Here is a 15792-nt window from a genome sequence, read left to right as displayed (position 1 = left end):
TTGGATCTCGATACAGCGAAGCGGCGGGCATCTCAGGGTGCCGAGTGGCTTCGCGCCAATGAGTCGGACGCCAAGGAGCGCGAGGAGTACGTGCGCGGCAAGCAGCGCGACCCGTGGGCGCCCGAGGGCATCGGCGAGGAGCACCAGGAGCTGCGCAAGCAGTCGAAAGCGAACTGGGTTCAGCTAGCCGTGTTCGCGCCGATTCAGCGCCTGCGGTTCGAAGGAATCCGCACGGGCCACGGCAAGGACGTGGACCGGAAGACGTGGCAGAACTTCTGGGCGGCGAATCGTCTCGAGGCGCGTCAGACGATCATCTACGAGTCGATGATGACGCACGGCCGCGGAATCACGGGTGTGTGGACGAACGATAAGGACTCGACGAGGCCGCTCGTGCGTCCGCAGTCAGTGCGGAATGTGTACCTGCATCCCGACCCGGAAGACCCCTTCGAGCTTGACTACGCGGTGAAGATCATTGATCGCACGGACGCCGCGCCGAACGGCCTCATCGTGCCGGCAGGCGTTCGGCCCGCGACGAAGGTCGCGTACGTCTACGACCGTGAGTCGTGGGTGCGTCTCGCCTACGAGGGCGGGGCATGGGTCTTCGAAGTGGGCGGCGAGCACCCGCTCAAGCAGGTGCCCTTCGTCACGTCCGACTATCGTCCGAACGCGAACAGCGAGATCTTCAGCCCCGTTGCGCCGCTGATTCCGCAGCAGGACGCGATCAACACGATTCGTTTCAACATGCTGCTGGCGATGCAGTTCTCGGCGTTCCGGCAACGCGTGGTGACAGGTTTCGACCCGGTCATGCGCGACGAGAGCGGCCAGATCGTCTACAAGAAGAACCCGGATGGCTCCACCTTCCGCACGCCGGAGGGCCGCATGGTGCCGCTGCTGAATGACTTCGGGCGCGCTGCGGTCGACCGCATGCTCGTGTTCAACGGGGATCAGACGAAGGTCTTCGACATGCCCGAGTCCAACCTCGCCAACTACGTCACGATGCTGACGGAGTTCCTGACGCAGTTCTTCGCGACGTCCCAGGTGCCCCCGCAGTACCTCCTCTCCCGCATGGCGAACCTCTCCGGCGACGCCATCTCCGGTGCGGAGTCAACGCTCACGAGTCTGCTCGGCGAGCTGAAGCGCTACGTGCAAGAGGGGTGGGTCGAGACGGCGACGCTGTGGTCGCGAGCTGCGGGCATGAAAGAGCCCGACCCGGACATGGAACTGCTCGCGGCCGACATGGAGGTCAAGAGCTTCGGCCAGATCGTCGATGGCATTCAGAAGCTCATCACGACTGGATTCCCGCGCCGCGGCGCATGGGAGATGATCCCCGGCGCTAATCAGGCGAAGGTCGACCGCTGGGAACAGCTCGCGCAAGACGAACTGAAGGACGACATCGCCCGACTGGTGAAGGAAGAGATGCCCGATGGTGATGACCTTCCCGACAGCCGCGACACAGCACTACAACTCGCAACGCCGGATCGCCGCCTCGACGCTGCGATCCAGTAAGCGTCTGTGGCGCCGCGTCGGAACTGACTTCGACGCAGGATGGGCGCTCATCGCCGCCGAGCTAAACGCCATCATCGCTGACGCGATGCGCGAGGCGGCCGAGGGCGGCATCGCGTACGTCCCCGAAGTGCTTGCGCAGACGTCGCAGCCCACGTCTGGGCTCGCCACCGTGAGCGCAGCGGCATTCGTCGGCTGGACCCGCGAGGGACTGCCGGTCGATGAAGTGCTACACGCGTCGGTGCGAATCGCCAAGCAAGCCATCGCGAGTGGGGCATCCCCTGCGGGGGCGGCGGTCATCGGTGGGCGCTCGCTCGACCGAGTCGTGACGTCGGTCATCGCCGATGCTGACCGCCAGGCCGTGCAGGTCACGCTCACGCCGACGAGGGTCGGTGGATACGTGAGGATGGTCCGCGCCGGAGCGTGCCGACGATGCATCGTGCTCGCCGGCCGCTGGTATGCGTGGAACGAAGGGTTCGAGCGGCATCCGAATTGCAACTGCCGCCACATTCCCGCATCGGAGGACCGCGCGGGGGACTGGTCGACCGACCCCTACGAGATGTTTCGCTCGATGTCTCCCGAGGAGCAGGAGCGCGTCTTCGGGCGATCGGAGGCGCGCGCGATCCGCGAAGGCGCCGACATCTTCCGCGTCGTCAACACAGAGCGGCGCGGCCTTCCTGGGCCGCGCGCGCACAACGCGCCCCGCCTCACCGTCGATGAGATCTACCGCACCGCAGGATCACGATCCAACGCGGTGCGGATGCTGACGGAACAGGGCTACATCCTGCCAGGCGGCCAGCAACGCGAAGGCGTCATCGGATACGGCGATCTCGGGCTCGACTCCAAGGGGTCGCACTACTTCGGATTCGGGGCGCTCGGCCGCGGCGGCACTCGTGCCGGTGCCGCCTACGTGCATCGACTCGCCGCGACGACGGGGCGTCGAGATCCGCTCGCGCGAGAGACGATGACGGCCGCCGAGCGGCGGCTGAATGACGCTGTCCTCGCTGCACGTGCTGTAGCTGAGGGACGGAACCCGTACGGGACCTACAAGCTCACCGACGCTGGGCGTAAACGCGCTGTCGACGACCTCGCGCTCGAGATCGACAAGCTGCGCCGCAAGGTGCACCCGCGCCAAGTTCACAAGCTCGCCGACATGCTCGGCGTTCTCTACTGAGAGGGGCAGACATGCTCAAGACTCGACGGCTCCCGCCGTTCCTCATGCTCAACGGCACCGAAGTGACGGGCTCCGCGCCCGCGAGCGACCCGCCGCCCGCCGCTCCACAGGAGCCCGCGGCGCCCGCGGCACCCGCCGCGCCGCAGGAGCCGGCAGCCCCCGCGGCGCCGCCCGTCCCCGCTGCTCCTGTCGCGAGCCCCGCGCAGCCGCCTGTGCCGACCGCAGATCCCGCCGAAGCCGCGCGCCAGCGCGAGGAGACGGCCAAGAACGCCGCGGCGCTCCTACAGCTCACCGCGGCGATCGACAACGGCATCACCAAGGACGAGCGCGCGCTGCTCACCGGAACCACGCAGGAACAGCTCAACGAGCAGATCGCGGCGATTCTCGCTCTGCGCAAGCCGGATGTCGCCTCTGCGCGTGCCGCCGGCATCACAAGCGCGGGCGGCTCCGGACCCCAGCGAGCGAAGACCCTCGGTGAGGCCGTCGCCGCCCGCATCAACAAGACCAGCAACTAGGAGGCAAAATGCCCATCACTCTCGCTGACGCACAGGTCAACACGCAGGACGACATCGACTTCCACATCATCGATGAGTTCCGCAAGAACTCGTCGCAGGTTCTCAACCGGATCACCTTCGACGACTCGGTCAGCCCCGGCACCGCCGGAGCGACGCTCGTCTACGGCTACACGCGTGTCAAGACCGAGCGAGGCGCCGACTTCCGCACGCAGAACACCGAGTACGCCAAGGAGAAGGCGACCCGCGAGCGCTTCGCCGTCCCGCTCTCCCCGCTCGGCGGCGCATACGAGGTCGACCGCGTCCTCGCCAACCTCGGCGACGCGCAGACGAATGAGATCGTCTTCCAGCAGGGCCAGCTCATCAAGTCGTCCGTCGCACGCTTCGTGGATGAGTTCATCAACGGCACCGAAGGCGACTTCTCCACCTCGGCCCCCGGGTTCGACGGAATCGACGTCGCGGTCACCGGCTCCACCACGGAGAGCTTCGCAACCGGCACGACCCCGCACGACTGGTCGCAGATCGACACGAAGGACAAGGCTCTCGCTGCGAAGCGCGAGCTGCTGCGCTGGCTGCGCACGATGGACGGCGCCACGGTCATCTACGGCAACTCGGACGGTGTCGCGGCCCTCGAGGCGGTGGCCGACTACATCGGCTACTACAACGCGACGAGCGACGAGTGGGGTCAGACCGTCTCCACGTTCCGCGACATCCCCTTCGTCGACATCGGAAAGAAGGCCGGATCCGACGACGACGTGATCGCCACCAGCGGCGCCGGCATGACGTCGCTCTACGCCGTTCGCTTCGGCCTGGACGGCGTGCACGGCGCGTCCGTCAAGGGCGGCGACATCCTCTCCCAGTGGCTCCCCGACTTCTCCACCTCGGGGGCCGTCAAGACGGGTGAGGTCGAACTCGGACCGATCGGCCTCGCCATCAAGGCGACGAAGTCCATCGGCGCCTTCCGCGTGAAGGTCGACTGATGGGGACGGTCACGGTCCACGCGGCAACCCCGATCAGCCGGAGGGTTGCGGGCGTCGCGTTCATCGACGGAGTGGCGAGCGTGGACGAGGGCAGCGCGGCGCACGCGTTCTTCGTCCGTAACGACGCCTTCCGCCTCGACAACGAGGTGCCCCCCGCTGGCCCCCCGCTGACGCCGGATGAAGTCGAGCGCGCCGCTGCGCATGGCTCCGCGAGTGGCGGTGAGGAGCAGTCCGATAAGCCGCCCGCCGAGAAGCCGCCCGCCGAGAAGCCGCCCGCCGAGACGGCGCCCAAGCGCCCGCACCCCGTGCGGGACGACAAGGGGAAGTGGTTCACCTACCTGTCGGCGCTGAAGCCCGATCACGGCTTCGCGCTCGAGAGCGTCGGCCGCGGCGAGCTGATCGCCGCCGTCGAGGAGATCGAAGCCGCGCAGGCTTCCGCGTGACAGAGGAGGGGGTGCCCGCATGACGAATCCGATCGCCGACATTGAGCGGCTGAAGGGCGCGTTCGAGCGCCCCCTCGTCGAGACGGTCGAGCTGCGGGAGGAGACGGCAGCGACGCAGTGGCTCGATGACGCGTGGGGGATCATCCTCGACGAGATCCCCGGCGTCGAGTATCGGCTCGCTCTCCCCGGAGGATGACCCGTCGCGGCTCCGCAAGGACACCGTCGCGCGGGTCATGGTGGCGGCGGTCATCCGAGTTCTTCGGAACCCGGATGCTCGCCGCCAGCTCGGCGAGGACACCTTTCAGGAGACGATCGACCAGGCGGTGTCGTCTGGCCAGCTCTACATCACGGAGACGGAGCGCGGTCGCATCGTGGCCGGTGCCGGATCCGCGAGTGCGCCGGCTGCGGTGCTCGGTGGCGTCTACAACGTGGGCTTCGGGGGCTGACATGCCGATGTCGCTCTCTGCTCAGAACCGTGGCCGCCGCGCGGCCGAGGCGGATATGCGCGACAGGTGCATCGCCACGGCCGCGACCGGCGGCACGGTCTGGGATCCCGTGAAGCTCGAGGACGTCCCCGCGACGGCTACCGCCTACGCGGGCAAGTGTGAGCTGTATTGGTCGACGCAGAGCATCGTCACCAAGGGCGGCGTGACCGTCGAGGGCTACGTGCTGAAGGTGCCCGTGTTCGCTCCGCCTCTTCCGATCGGCGCGCTCGTGCGGATCAGCGAGGCGTACAGCGACCCGCTGCTCGTCGGTCGTGAGTTCGTCGTGTCGAAGCTCGCCGCCGGCTCGCACATCCTGTCCCGCCGGTATCAGATCAAGGAACCGACAGCACCCGGTGGCTAAGCCGGCCGTCGCCGTCTACAACCCCGGCGGCAAGAACGGCATCGACAACAGCGAAGTAGCAACGCTCGCGCATGACCTCGTCGAGGCGTCTGTGTCGATGCAGTGGAAAGCGCCCGCTGTCGTGAAAAAGGGCGCGGTCAATATCAAGACCGACGCTCGGCGGATCATCGCCGACGCGCGCGCAGTTCGGACCACGATCCCCGCCTACCCGTACGCGATCGGCTTCAGCCTCATGGGGCACAGCCTCACAGAGGCTGAGATCGGGCCGACTCGACGCAAGGGCAAGCAGGGCAAGCTCGGAAACCTTCTCGAGTACGGCGGCATGTTCAACGCGCCGATTCCGCACCTTCAGCCCGCACTCGAGCGAGAGGCGCCGAACGTGGCGCGACACCTACTCAGCGAGGGAGCCGACATCCTGTGAGTCTCACGACATGGGCGCTCGAGCGTCTGCGAGCGGAGCTTCCGCACGAGCCGATCTTCGACGGGCCGCGAACCGGCCGCACATTCGACGGCGTGCCGGTGCCGCCTGAGGCGCAACGGCTGATCGTCGTGCACACGGTCGGAGCGAGCCATCGAGACGTCACGCTTGCACCGAGCGAACGTGCACCGGCTCTCGCTCGCGCACGGCTCATCATCCACACGTTCGCGCTCACCCGCCGAGAGGTCGAGGAGCGCCGCAAGGCAATCGGGCGTGCGCTGCGTTACCGCGTTCCCGAGGATCCCGACTACTCGTGGAGCTACCCCGAGCACGACGAGGTCCGGGACGGTGACCCCGACTTCACGCTGGTGGCGCCGCAGCTCCACGCGATCGACGAGTTCGCCTACGCCGGATTCGAGAAGTAGAGCCCCCGCATCGTCGGGGGCTCTCCCATTTTCAGGAGGCCGCATGGCTCTCGTGCAGGGGTACGTCAACGGCCGCCCGGCCATGATCCCCGCCAACTTCATCACCCTATGGCCCGAGGTGTTCAGCCTCGAGCCGCCCGAGGGTGCTCAGGGTGCCGCCGAAGAGGCGAGCGCCGCATCCGAATCAGCCGGCGAGGAGCCGGCATCGAAAGCGCCGGCACCCCGCCGCGCGCCGAAGCGAAAGGTCGTCCAGTAATGGCACGAGTTCTCTCCAAGGGCCGCAAGAAGCTCACGTTCGTTCCCAAGTCCATCGCGCCGACCGCGGCCGAGGCGCGCAGCCTCACCGTCCTGAACGGCGCGGGCGTGTTCTACGCCAGCGACTACGCCCTCGCCGATGGCTTCCAGCTCGGCTTCGGCGACCCCGCGACCGCCGACGCGACCCCCATCGGCTCGCCCCGCACGGTGAACGTCGTCGGCGAGGGCGAGGTGAACGCCAACATCAACTTCGCGCGCGACACCGACCCCGCCGCCGACAAGGCGTGGGAGTTCCATCAGACCGTCGATGTCGAGTTCTGGGGCGTCCTGCGCGACGGCCCGACCCTCGCGAGCGTCCCGTGGGCCGCGGGCGACGAGGTCGACGTGTTCGACCTGGCGACCACGGACCCGAACCCCCGGCAGGACGCCGAAGTGTGGTCGTTCAACGAGGTGTACGGACAGGGCGCCGGCCACGAGCGCCGCGTCGCCGTCACCGCCTGACGACTCCCAGCCCCGTGGGGGCGAGCTGCCTGCGTGCTCGCCCCCACGGCACCCCCCAACGCAGGCCCACGACTTTCACGCAGGGAGCGCGCATGACGACCAGCCTTCAGAACGACGCCGACGAGCTGAACCGGATCCAGGATTTCGACCTCGACGCCTGGCTCGACGACATCGAGCCGCCGCAGCGATCGGTCACGGTGAACACCCGCGGCGACATCCTCGCCGCCTACGGGCGACTCGAGCACGAGCGCACTCAGGTGCTGCAATCGCTCATCGCGCTGGCGCAGTCCCTCCCCGATGACGAGAAGCCCGACCCCGCGGCCACGCTCGCCGACGACGGCAACGACGCCGCCCGCGCGCGCTTCGCAGAGGCGCAGGCGAAGGTCGCGGACATTGACGAGCGCATGGCTGCGCTCAGTGACACGTACGCCCGCAACAAGGCGACCTTCACCCTGAAGGCCATCGACCCGAGCGAGCGCGCGCGCATCACCGCCAAGCACGGCGACCACAAGACGAAGGTGGGCGCTGAACTCCCAGACGACATGCTGAAGCTCTTCCTCGCATCCGTCGTCGACATCACCATCATGCGCGACGGCCACGAGGTCAAGCAGCGTCCGACCGACTGGACCGCACCCCGACTCGCCAAGTTCATGGCGAAGATCGGCGACGGCCAGACCGGCCTCCTCTGGCAGGCGTACTTCGGCACGGCCATGCAGGATGTGACGCCCCCTTTCTCGCCCGAGTCCTCGTCTGGGGGAGCTACCAGCACGTTCTAGACGAGCTGAAGACGGCCGCGCAATGGTCGGTGCCGCCGTCCCGGATCAGACACGGCCGCGGCTCGTGGAAGCACGAGAAGAACCGGCTCATCGCGCAGGCGTTCGTGATCTACAACCGATCGCTGCACAGTGCATGCGGTCACCCGATGGAGAAGGCATTCAGTCCTTCGCTTAACGGCTGGGTGCAACCCGAGTGGGTCAAGTGCCAGATCTGCGACGCGCGCGAGCGCGCCAAGACGGAGCTGCCGAAGGACGACCCGAAGCACGGCAACGCGTGGGCAGCGATGCCGGTCGATCACTTCCCATACCGCGACGAGCACGAGCCGTTCGTGCCGTGGCGGTTCGCGCCTCGGGCGCTCGACACCTGATGAAGGGAGGCCGGAGTGGCTGAGAACCGCACCGTAAAGGTCACCCTGAAAGCCGAGGTGGCGGCCTACGTCGCGAACATGATGCGCGGCGCGCAGGCCAACGTCGGATCTCGGCAAGTCTGCGACGTCGGCCGCGTCGGACATCGATCGCGCTCTCGCTCAGTCTGAGAAGGCGGCGAAGTCCAGCGAGCAGACGTTCGACCGGTGGGGCAAGGTCACGAAGATGGCGTTCGCCGCCACGGCGCTCGCGGCGGGCGGGTTCTTCGCGGCGTTCCTCACGCAAGGCGTGAACGCGAACAGCTTCGCTGAGCAGAACCAGATCGCTCTCACGACGATGCTCGGGACGACGAAGGCCGCGAAGCAGGCGCTCGATGAGGTGTACGGGCTCGCGACCGAGACGCCGTTTCAGTTCCCGGAACTGACGCGGCAGTACAAGAACTTCGTCGCGGCGCAGCTCGATCTCGAGAAGATCATCCCGCTGATGCGGGCCTACTCATCCGCGGTTGCCGCGCTGGGTGGCGATAACGCGCAGCTCGCGATCGTGTCGGATGCGTTGCAGGACATGATCACGCTCGGCAAGGCGCAGGGCGACCAGCTCAACCGGCTGACCGAGCAGGGCATCCCCGCGTGGAAGCTGCTCGCCGACCAGATGGGCGTCAGCGTCGCCGAGGTGCAGAAGCTTGCCTCTGAGGGCATGATCTCAGCCGATCAGGCCGTGGACGTCCTCACTGCGGGCATGGAAGCCAAGTTCGGCGCGATGCTCGAGAACATGGGCGACTCCTACGCCCGCTGGGTCGATAAGGCCGGCTCTGCTCAGCGCCGAGCCGCCGAGCAGGCATCCCGCCCGATCATGGATATCGGGCGCCAGATCCTCATGTCGATTACCGGCATGTTCAACGCCGCGACCGCGGGTATGAAGCTCGCCGATTGGTCGCCCCTCCTCGAGCCGCTTGAGCTGATCCCCGACACGATCGACCGCATAGCGGATCGCATCAACGCGGGAAGTGTCCAGGACGTCATCGACGGCGTGGGAACGGCGCTCGAGCTGGTGGCCGCGGCTGCCGAACTCGTGATCAACGTCGCATCGCCCGTAGCAGAGCTGTTCGGCGTCGCCGCTCAGGCCGCGATGCCGCTCGTCGATGTCGTCTCGAGCCTGCTCGGTGCGTTCAACTCGCTGCCGGGGCCGGTGCTCGCCGCCATCGCCGCACTCGCTCTCATCCGCACGCTCAACGGCTCGTACGCAAGCCTGATCGCGGCGACGACCGGCTGGGTGGCTTCCACGCGCGCGTCGATCGCTGAGCAGATCCGCTACCAGCAGGTGCTCCACACCGGATCCGTCCTGAATGGTACGGCGGCGACGACGGTCAATCGACTGTCCTATGCATGGGGAGCGGCGACGACGAGCGCCCGTGGCCTCGGAACCGCCGTGCGCGGAGCAGGATCGTCGCTGGTCGCTGCATTTGGCGGTCCGGTGGGGATCGCGGTTGCGGGCAGCCTCGCAGCCATCACCCTCGCAACGAGCGCATGGACCGATGTCCAGCGCCAGGCGGAGGAAGCGGCCTACGAACAAGAAGCGGCGATCGACGCCGTGACATCCGCTCTCGACCGCAACACGGGTGCCTTCACGGAGAACGCTCGCGAGGTCGTCGCCAAGAAACTCGTCGACGAGGGGCTACCCGAGCGGCTGAGTTCGCTCGGGATCAGCCTGGGCGACTTCGAAGCTGCCCTCTACGGCACCTCGGACGCGCAGAGCGACTTCCGAGCGCGTCTCATCGAGATGGCGCAGACGGACGACTTGCAAGCGTTCCTCGAGCGCACCGGGCTGTCGCTCGACGACGTGATCTCGAAGCTCAAGGCCGCGGACGGCGAGCAGTTCGGCATCAAGGTTGCCGGCCTTGAAACGCTCGCGCCCGACGCCTACGCCGCGATTGCCGCGCTGCAACTCTTCGACGGGCAGATCAGCACGAACTCGAGCGCGCTCGAGCGATTCCGCGATACCGCGGAGCTGGCCGGCCGAGAGGCCGACTTCAACGCGACCCCTACGGTGGATGCTTCGCAGGCGAAGTCGGCGCTCGACGAGATTCGCTCGGCTGCGAGCAAGGCGCTGTCGAGCTTCATCAAGCTGACCCCGCAGAAGCGGAAGACTGCGAGCGGTGGAGGCAAGTCCGGCGAAGACGAAGCGGTGAAAGCCGCGAAGGCTGAGCAGGCGGCAATTCGCAAACGCACCGACGCCGAGAAGAAAGCCGCGTCGGAGTATGAGAAGACGATGCAGGAGCGGGCGCGCGCCGCTCGTGAAGCTGCCGACGAGGCCGAGCGTGCCGCGAAGGATGCCGCATCAGCGGAGGAGGCGGCGCTCGATAAGTCCCGCCGCGCCGTCGACGCCTATGTATCTGCGCAGCGCCAGCGGCAGGCGATCCAGCGCACGCTCGACGCCGAGTCGGATCCGGTTCGGCGTGCACAGCTTCAGCAAGCTCTCGCCGACGCGACCGAGCACGAGGCGCGCGCGCTCGACGCGAAGCTACTCGCCGAGCGCGAGGCTGCGAAAGCGACGATGGAGCACGCCGAAGCTCAGGCGCGCGCTGCGCAGACGGTGCAGGACTCGACGACAGCGCAGGCCGAGTATGAGGTGGCGGCAGCCGCCGCCGCAGCGACTCAGGAGCGCGCCGCCGCTCAGATCGAAGCCGCCGCCGACCGGCTGGCCGCAGCGACCGAGCAGGCCGCCGACCGAGCCGGCGGGGCAATGTCCGACGCCGCTGACGAGGCGATGGAATCGCTCGACGAGTGGATCGCCCGCATGTGGGAGCAGATCACCGCGCAATCCGAGTGGGCCGACAATATGGTGTGGCTCGCAGGTAAGGCATCCTCCGGCGTCGTCTCTCAGTTCATGGAGATGGGGTCGGACGGTGCATATCTGCTGGCCGAGCTGCGCCAGAGCGGCGGCGCTGAGCTTGCCGAGCTTGAACGGCTCGCGTCTGCTCGAGCGGACGGGACGAAGCTCGAGCTGCTGTCCGGGATGGAAGCGGTCGGCCAGATCTACCCGCAGATCGTCGCGCGCTTCGGGCGCAAGGCTGCGGATGAGCTGACGTCGGCCGTCGCCGAGGGGCGCGTGAAGGTCGACGACATCATGCGCACGCTGAAGGCGAACTACGACGGCCAGCGATGGACGCTCGGGATCGACGCGTCGACCTCCGACGCGATCCGCGCGGCCGACTCGGTCGTGAGCTACATCAACAACCTGCGTCCGAAGCTGACCCTCTCCGGCATCTACGGCGAGATCCGCATCGCGAACGGGTGGAGCGGCGGCATCACCCGCTCGAAGGGTGGAGCGATCGACGGCCCCGGACCCAAGGGCAAGGACTCCGTTCCGGTGCTCGCGGCGCCGGGTGAGCATGTCCTCACCGCGAAGGACGTCGACCTCATGGGCGGCCAGCAGGGCGTGTATGAGTTCCGTCGCAACCTCGCCCGCGGCAGTGATACGCCGCCGGATGTCTCGGCGGGAGCTGCGCACGCCGGAGCGCCCGGCGGATCCGGCGGAACCGTCATCTATCAGAAGGTGTACTACCCGCTGCCCGAGCCTGCATCCAAGGCGATCAACCGGGTTCTGCAACAGGAGGGCGGCTGATGTCGAGCTTCATCTACTCGGTTGACGGGATCTCTCTCGCCGACGCGCAGGGGCGATGGTGGGTGACCGCGGACGGATCCGCGCACTCACCCGCCGTCGCCCTGCGCTCGGTGGGTGCCAACGTGCCCAGCATGTCGGGAATCCCCGACGTCGGATACGAGCCGCGTGAGGCTGTCGACCTACCGCTGCGGGTCATGGTCGCGTCCCGGAACGCTGGCACGCGCGAGGCGTACTGGGAGGCCGTGAAGGCGCTCTTTGCGCAGGGTGTGCCCTTCGTGCTCGGGCGGGCTGTCGATGGCGTCGAGCGGACCACTACCGCGAAGCTGAAGTCGATCGGCGAGCCCGATTTGAACGCCCGCGTTGGGTCGCTCGTCGGCGTCATCACCGTGACGCTGCTCGACGGACTCTTCCACGGCAAGGTGCAGGACATCGAGCGTTCGCTCACGTCCGAAGTCGCCGCGCCGATCGGGCATCTCGCCGGCACGGCTCCCTGCGAGGACTGGCAAGTGCAGATCCGCGGCCCGTTGTCCGCGGCGACCGTCACGGACGTCTTCACCGGCACTGGCGTGAGGTGGGTCGGCGGCCTGACCTCCGGGCAGTACGTGACGATCACGGGCGCCGCGGCTCGCCTGACGACCTCCGCGGAGGCTGGCTGGGCGGGTGGGGGATCCGATGTCTCGGGTCAGCTCGTCATCCCGTCGACAGGGCTGCTGCGGCTCACGCCGCGCCCCATCGCCGCGGATCCGATGAACCGGCACACCGTCGTATCCACGGCAGCAGTCAGCGCATCCGGGACGGCGCGCGTGATCTTGAGAGCGAGGGCCGCCTATGCCTGACCTAAGCCTTCAGTTCGGCGTCTACCAGCCGAACGGGCCGCGCATTGCGACGCTGCCCTACCCCCTGGCCGCGTCGCTGTCTGACGTGCTGAACGACCTCGGATCGGGCTCGATCGACTATCTCGCAACGGTGCAGCACGCGAGCAAGCTCGAAGGGCTCTGCGAAGTCTCCGCCGAGATCGCGGTAGCGGGCGGGGAGTGGCGCGAGTTCGGGGCGCGGTGGCTGCGGCTCAAGCGCGGCGCATCGTTTATCGAAGAGACGCGCACGCGGCGCTACACGCTGCACTCGTACGGATTCCAGCTCGGCAAGGTGCGCATGCTCCGTGAGGAGCTGCTGAACGAGAACGGCGAGCGGATCATGGCTGACTCGACGGTGGGAGCGGTCGTGAAGACGCTCATCGACGAGGCGAAGAGCCGCGGCAACATCAGCGGCCTGACCTACAGCTTCACCGCGGGCCAGGACTCGGCCGGCGCCGCCTGGCCTGCGATCCCGCCGCAGGCGATCCGCTTCGGCGACGACCTCCTGTCGTTGCTGCGGACGATGTCTGAAAACGGGCTGGTTGACTGGGTGATCGTCGGACGGGAGCTGAAGCTCTACAAGGCCGACACCTTCGGGGTCACGCGAAACGTCACGCTGCGCAACGGCATCGATCTGATGGAAGCTCCCGACGACGAAGACGCCACCGAGATGGCCGGCCGGGTCGGCGTGCTCGGCGACGACGGCCGCACCTACGAGCACGTCTCACCAACGGTCGGTCCCTGGGGGCTCTGGGAAGAACTCGTCAACGCATCCGGCGTGAAGGACATCGGCGCGCTTCAGTACATCGGCGAGGTGGAGCAGTCGCGGCGAGATGCGCCGCGGGTGCAGATGACCCGCGGGCTCCGGCTGGCCGGCGTCGACTACCTCCCCGGCGTGCACTACGGCGTCGGCGACACCATCACCGCACCGAACGACCGCGGCGACGACGCGCAGCTCAGGGTGCGCCAGATCACGCTCGGGCTCGCGCAGAACGGAGTCACGGGCAATCTCGTGCTGGGCGATCGGTTCCTCGAGCGGGACGTGCGCACCCGGCGCAGCGTTTCGGGCCTCCTCGGAACCGCTGCGGCGTCCGCGGGAGGAGCCGGCACGCCAACGCCTGCGGGAGACGACAAGCGGAAGCCTGCGAAGCCGACCGGCCTCGTCGTGTCGACCGTTCACCGGTTCACCCCGGCGGGCGACACGTTCGCGATCGTCGATGCGCAGTTCGTGCCCGTCGCGACGGGTGAGGACGGTCAGCCGCTCTCGATCTCGCGGCATGAGATGTACTCGCGGCCGAACATTGCCGGCGATCCCTGGGTGAAGCTGACCGACTCGGTGCAGGGCACGAACCGTCTCACGTACAGCCCACTGCCGGCCGGTGACGATTGGCAGTTCAAGCTCCGCGCCGTCTCGGCGCAGGGAGTGGTCGGCGACTTCACGGATCCGGTAACCATCACGCTCGCCGACGACACCGAACCGCCGCCCAAGCCGGCGACTCCCACGGCCTCGTCCCGCCTCGGCCAGGTCAGCGTCCTGTGGTCCGGGCGCGACGCCGCGGGGAACCCGCAGCCGGTCGACTTCTCCCACGCTGAGGTGTGGCTGTCGTCCACCCTCGCGGGCTCCGGGAGCCCGGTGGGGACGATTCTGGCGGGCGGGGATACGTTCTATGCTCCCGAGCAGCCTTACGGCGAGGAGCGGTGGTTTTGGCTCGTCTCGGTCGACCGGGCGGGGAATCGTTCGGAGCCGTCCGAGAAGGTGGCCGTCACGACGCAGCCGCTCGTCGACACGGATGTGATCGGCGAAGTGGTCGCGGGGGCGAACATCGTCTCCGGGTCGATCAACGCAGCCGACAAGATCATCGGCAACACGATCACGGGTGAGCTGATCCAAGCTCTCACGATCGAGGGTGGACACCTCAAGGGCAACACGATCACGGGTGACAAGATCCAAGCCGGGTCGATCGACTCACGGGTGATCAAAGCCGGCTCGATCACCGCCGACAAGGTCGTGATCGGGAACGAGAACAACCTCGTACCCGACGCCATCTTCCTCTCGGGCATCGGTGACGACGCTGGCTGGTCGCTCGCGACGACCGGGTGGGACGCCGGCATGTGGTCGGTTCAGGACATCGGCGGCGGATGGCAGCGAGCTATTCGCTTCCAAGGGACGAGTAGCGGCGGCTACGCGGGCGTCGGCAGCAAGCAGGTACCGATCCGCGGCGGCCTTCAGGTCACCTTCTCAGTCGGCATGCACCGGCAGAGCTGGTCCGGTGGGCTCCCATTCGCGCGAGCACAGTTCTCCGACATCACCGGAGCGACGGTGGGTTACTGGGACTTCACGCACAACGAGAGCGGAAGCTGGGTCAGCTACAGCACCAACGGCGCGGTTCCCGCGGATGCGGCGTTCGTGCGCGTGCTGTTCTACATCAACCCAGGAGGCTCCGGGACTGCGTTCTTCGGAGTCCCGACCATTCGCAGCCGGGTGGACGGCGCGCTCATCGTCGATGGGGCGATCGACGGTAAGACGATCACGGGTGCGACAGTGCGAACGGCGGCGAGCGGCGCGCGCGTCGAAATGACGCCGCAGGGTATTCGACAGTACGACGCCGGCGGAAACGTGCTCACGCAAATCGGGCACGGTACGGCGACGGGCATGCAGATCCGAGATCCAGCGTCGGGCCAACAGGTGTCGCTAGCGGCGATGGCATTCGGAGCGCAGGGAGTGACGCGCACCGATCAGGCGCTGACGCCGTGGCCCCCTACTGACGACGGCTCGTGGGGGCCTTGGACGAACGAAGTCATTGGCACGTACTCGTCGCCGACCGGTCGTTTCTTGCTGCTCTTCTCGGCATCGATTTACGACCCGCTGGCGAACTATCAGCAGACACGAGATCTCGCGGTGCAGATCAATGCCCTAGATAGCGGCGGAACGATCCTCGCGTCGACCCCGATCATGATCACCTACGGCAAGCAACTAGCGGGAGGCCAGGCGTTCATGAGCCTGTCGCCAAACACGCCGTACACCTTCAGGTGGGCTTGGTCCGGAAATCGCTTCGTCGGCGGATACGCCGCTCATCTCGGCACCCGCACTCTGGCCGTGCTGCCGACATAGACA

At 67.5% G+C, this 15792-nt stretch carries 18 protein-coding genes; all 18 read left to right on the top strand.

Annotation, left to right across the window (positions count from 1 at the left end):
* Positions 1-1506 (top strand): phage portal protein, encoded by a 1506-nt coding sequence (locus tag QE377_RS07025; RefSeq protein WP_307321096.1) that lies wholly within the window; start codon positions 1-3, stop codon positions 1504-1506.
* Positions 1430-2677, top strand: coding sequence for a hypothetical protein (locus QE377_RS07020; protein WP_307321094.1), 1248 nt, complete (start codon positions 1430-1432; stop codon positions 2675-2677). The genes QE377_RS07025 and QE377_RS07020 overlap by 77 nt, the downstream gene beginning before the upstream one ends.
* 11 nt (positions 2678-2688) lie before the next feature.
* Positions 2689-3192 carry a hypothetical protein gene (locus QE377_RS07015; protein ID WP_307321092.1) on the top strand — a complete coding sequence of 168 codons (504 nt, stop codon included), beginning with the start codon at positions 2689-2691 and terminating at the stop codon, positions 3190-3192.
* 8 nt (positions 3193-3200) lie between these two features.
* Positions 3201-4169 (top strand): major capsid protein, encoded by a 969-nt coding sequence (locus QE377_RS07010; protein ID WP_307321089.1) that lies wholly within the window; start codon positions 3201-3203, stop codon positions 4167-4169.
* Entirely contained in the window at positions 4169-4612 is a 444-nt protein-coding gene (locus QE377_RS07005) for a hypothetical protein (protein ID WP_307321087.1), read from the top strand. The genes QE377_RS07010 and QE377_RS07005 overlap by 1 nt, the downstream gene beginning before the upstream one ends.
* A 19-nt stretch (positions 4613-4631) precedes the next feature.
* Entirely contained in the window at positions 4632-4808 is a 177-nt protein-coding gene (locus QE377_RS07000) for a hypothetical protein (RefSeq protein ID WP_307321085.1), read from the top strand.
* Positions 4809-4845: 37 nt separating this feature from the next.
* On the top strand, positions 4846-5058 hold the full coding sequence (locus QE377_RS06995; protein WP_307321083.1) for a hypothetical protein: 213 nt from the start codon (positions 4846-4848) through the stop codon (positions 5056-5058).
* Between the two features lies 1 nt (position 5059).
* Complete coding sequence (locus QE377_RS06990) at positions 5060-5458, top strand: DUF6093 family protein (protein ID WP_307321082.1); 399 nt, start codon at positions 5060-5062, stop codon at positions 5456-5458.
* Positions 5451-5879 (top strand): hypothetical protein, encoded by a 429-nt coding sequence (locus tag QE377_RS06985; RefSeq protein WP_307321080.1) that lies wholly within the window; start codon positions 5451-5453, stop codon positions 5877-5879. Before QE377_RS06990 ends, QE377_RS06985 begins: the two co-directional genes overlap by 8 nt.
* Complete coding sequence (locus QE377_RS06980) at positions 5876-6301, top strand: hypothetical protein (RefSeq protein WP_307321077.1); 426 nt, start codon at positions 5876-5878, stop codon at positions 6299-6301. Before QE377_RS06985 ends, QE377_RS06980 begins: the two co-directional genes overlap by 4 nt.
* A 43-nt stretch (positions 6302-6344) precedes the next feature.
* Positions 6345-6557, top strand: coding sequence for a hypothetical protein (locus QE377_RS06975; protein ID WP_307321075.1), 213 nt, complete (start codon positions 6345-6347; stop codon positions 6555-6557).
* Positions 6557-7057, top strand: coding sequence for a hypothetical protein (locus tag QE377_RS06970; RefSeq protein ID WP_307321072.1), 501 nt, complete (start codon positions 6557-6559; stop codon positions 7055-7057). The genes QE377_RS06975 and QE377_RS06970 overlap by 1 nt, the downstream gene beginning before the upstream one ends.
* Positions 7058-7149: 92 nt before the next feature.
* Entirely contained in the window at positions 7150-7833 is a 684-nt protein-coding gene (locus QE377_RS06965; protein WP_307321069.1) for a hypothetical protein, read from the top strand.
* A 146-nt stretch (positions 7834-7979) separates the two neighbouring features.
* Entirely contained in the window at positions 7980-8201 is a 222-nt protein-coding gene (locus tag QE377_RS06960; RefSeq protein WP_307321067.1) for a hypothetical protein, read from the top strand.
* Between the two features lie 15 nt (positions 8202-8216).
* Positions 8217-8369 carry a hypothetical protein gene (locus QE377_RS06955; RefSeq protein WP_307321066.1) on the top strand — a complete coding sequence of 51 codons (153 nt, stop codon included), beginning with the start codon at positions 8217-8219 and terminating at the stop codon, positions 8367-8369.
* A gap of 55 nt (positions 8370-8424) precedes the next feature.
* A complete protein-coding gene (locus QE377_RS06950; RefSeq protein WP_307321063.1) occupies positions 8425-11823 on the top strand; it encodes a tape measure protein in 3399 nt (1132 codons plus the stop codon).
* The gene (locus tag QE377_RS06945; RefSeq protein WP_307321061.1) at positions 11823-12659 is read left to right on the top strand and encodes a hypothetical protein; all 837 of its coding nucleotides are present in this window, start codon (positions 11823-11825) and stop codon (positions 12657-12659) included. Before QE377_RS06950 ends, QE377_RS06945 begins: the two co-directional genes overlap by 1 nt.
* Entirely contained in the window at positions 12652-15789 is a 3138-nt protein-coding gene (locus QE377_RS06940; RefSeq protein WP_307321058.1) for a hypothetical protein, read from the top strand. Before QE377_RS06945 ends, QE377_RS06940 begins: the two co-directional genes overlap by 8 nt.
* Positions 15790-15792 lie beyond the last annotated feature (3 nt).

The sequence above is a fragment of the Microbacterium sp. SORGH_AS_0862 genome (assembly GCF_030818795.1).
In the GTDB taxonomy this organism is placed as follows: Bacteria; Actinomycetota; Actinomycetes; order Actinomycetales; family Microbacteriaceae; genus Microbacterium.
The sequence above is the reverse complement of the archived record's forward strand: the minus strand, read 5'-3'. Positions and strand labels throughout refer to the sequence as shown.

Excerpts from the sequence above, each read along its gene's own strand:
- QE377_RS07020 (WP_307321094.1), top strand. The coding sequence starts at position 1,430 with ATGACCTTCCCGACAGCCGCGACACAGCACTACAACTCGCAACGCCGG.
- QE377_RS07015 (WP_307321092.1), top strand. The coding sequence starts at position 2,689 with ATGCTCAAGACTCGACGGCTCCCGCCGTTCCTCATGCTCAACGGCACC.
- QE377_RS07010 (WP_307321089.1), top strand. The coding sequence starts at position 3,201 with ATGCCCATCACTCTCGCTGACGCACAGGTCAACACGCAGGACGACATC.
- QE377_RS07005 (WP_307321087.1), top strand. The coding sequence starts at position 4,169 with ATGGGGACGGTCACGGTCCACGCGGCAACCCCGATCAGCCGGAGGGTT.
- QE377_RS07000 (WP_307321085.1), top strand. The coding sequence starts at position 4,632 with ATGACGAATCCGATCGCCGACATTGAGCGGCTGAAGGGCGCGTTCGAG.
- QE377_RS06995 (WP_307321083.1), top strand. The coding sequence starts at position 4,846 with ATGGTGGCGGCGGTCATCCGAGTTCTTCGGAACCCGGATGCTCGCCGC.
- QE377_RS06990 (WP_307321082.1), top strand. The coding sequence starts at position 5,060 with ATGCCGATGTCGCTCTCTGCTCAGAACCGTGGCCGCCGCGCGGCCGAG.
- QE377_RS06975 (WP_307321075.1), top strand. The coding sequence starts at position 6,345 with ATGGCTCTCGTGCAGGGGTACGTCAACGGCCGCCCGGCCATGATCCCC.
- QE377_RS06970 (WP_307321072.1), top strand. The coding sequence starts at position 6,557 with ATGGCACGAGTTCTCTCCAAGGGCCGCAAGAAGCTCACGTTCGTTCCC.
- QE377_RS06965 (WP_307321069.1), top strand. The coding sequence starts at position 7,150 with ATGACGACCAGCCTTCAGAACGACGCCGACGAGCTGAACCGGATCCAG.
- QE377_RS06960 (WP_307321067.1), top strand. The coding sequence starts at position 7,980 with ATGGAGAAGGCATTCAGTCCTTCGCTTAACGGCTGGGTGCAACCCGAG.
- QE377_RS06950 (WP_307321063.1), top strand. The coding sequence starts at position 8,425 with ATGGCGTTCGCCGCCACGGCGCTCGCGGCGGGCGGGTTCTTCGCGGCG.
- QE377_RS06945 (WP_307321061.1), top strand. The coding sequence starts at position 11,823 with ATGTCGAGCTTCATCTACTCGGTTGACGGGATCTCTCTCGCCGACGCG.
- QE377_RS06940 (WP_307321058.1), top strand. The coding sequence starts at position 12,652 with ATGCCTGACCTAAGCCTTCAGTTCGGCGTCTACCAGCCGAACGGGCCG.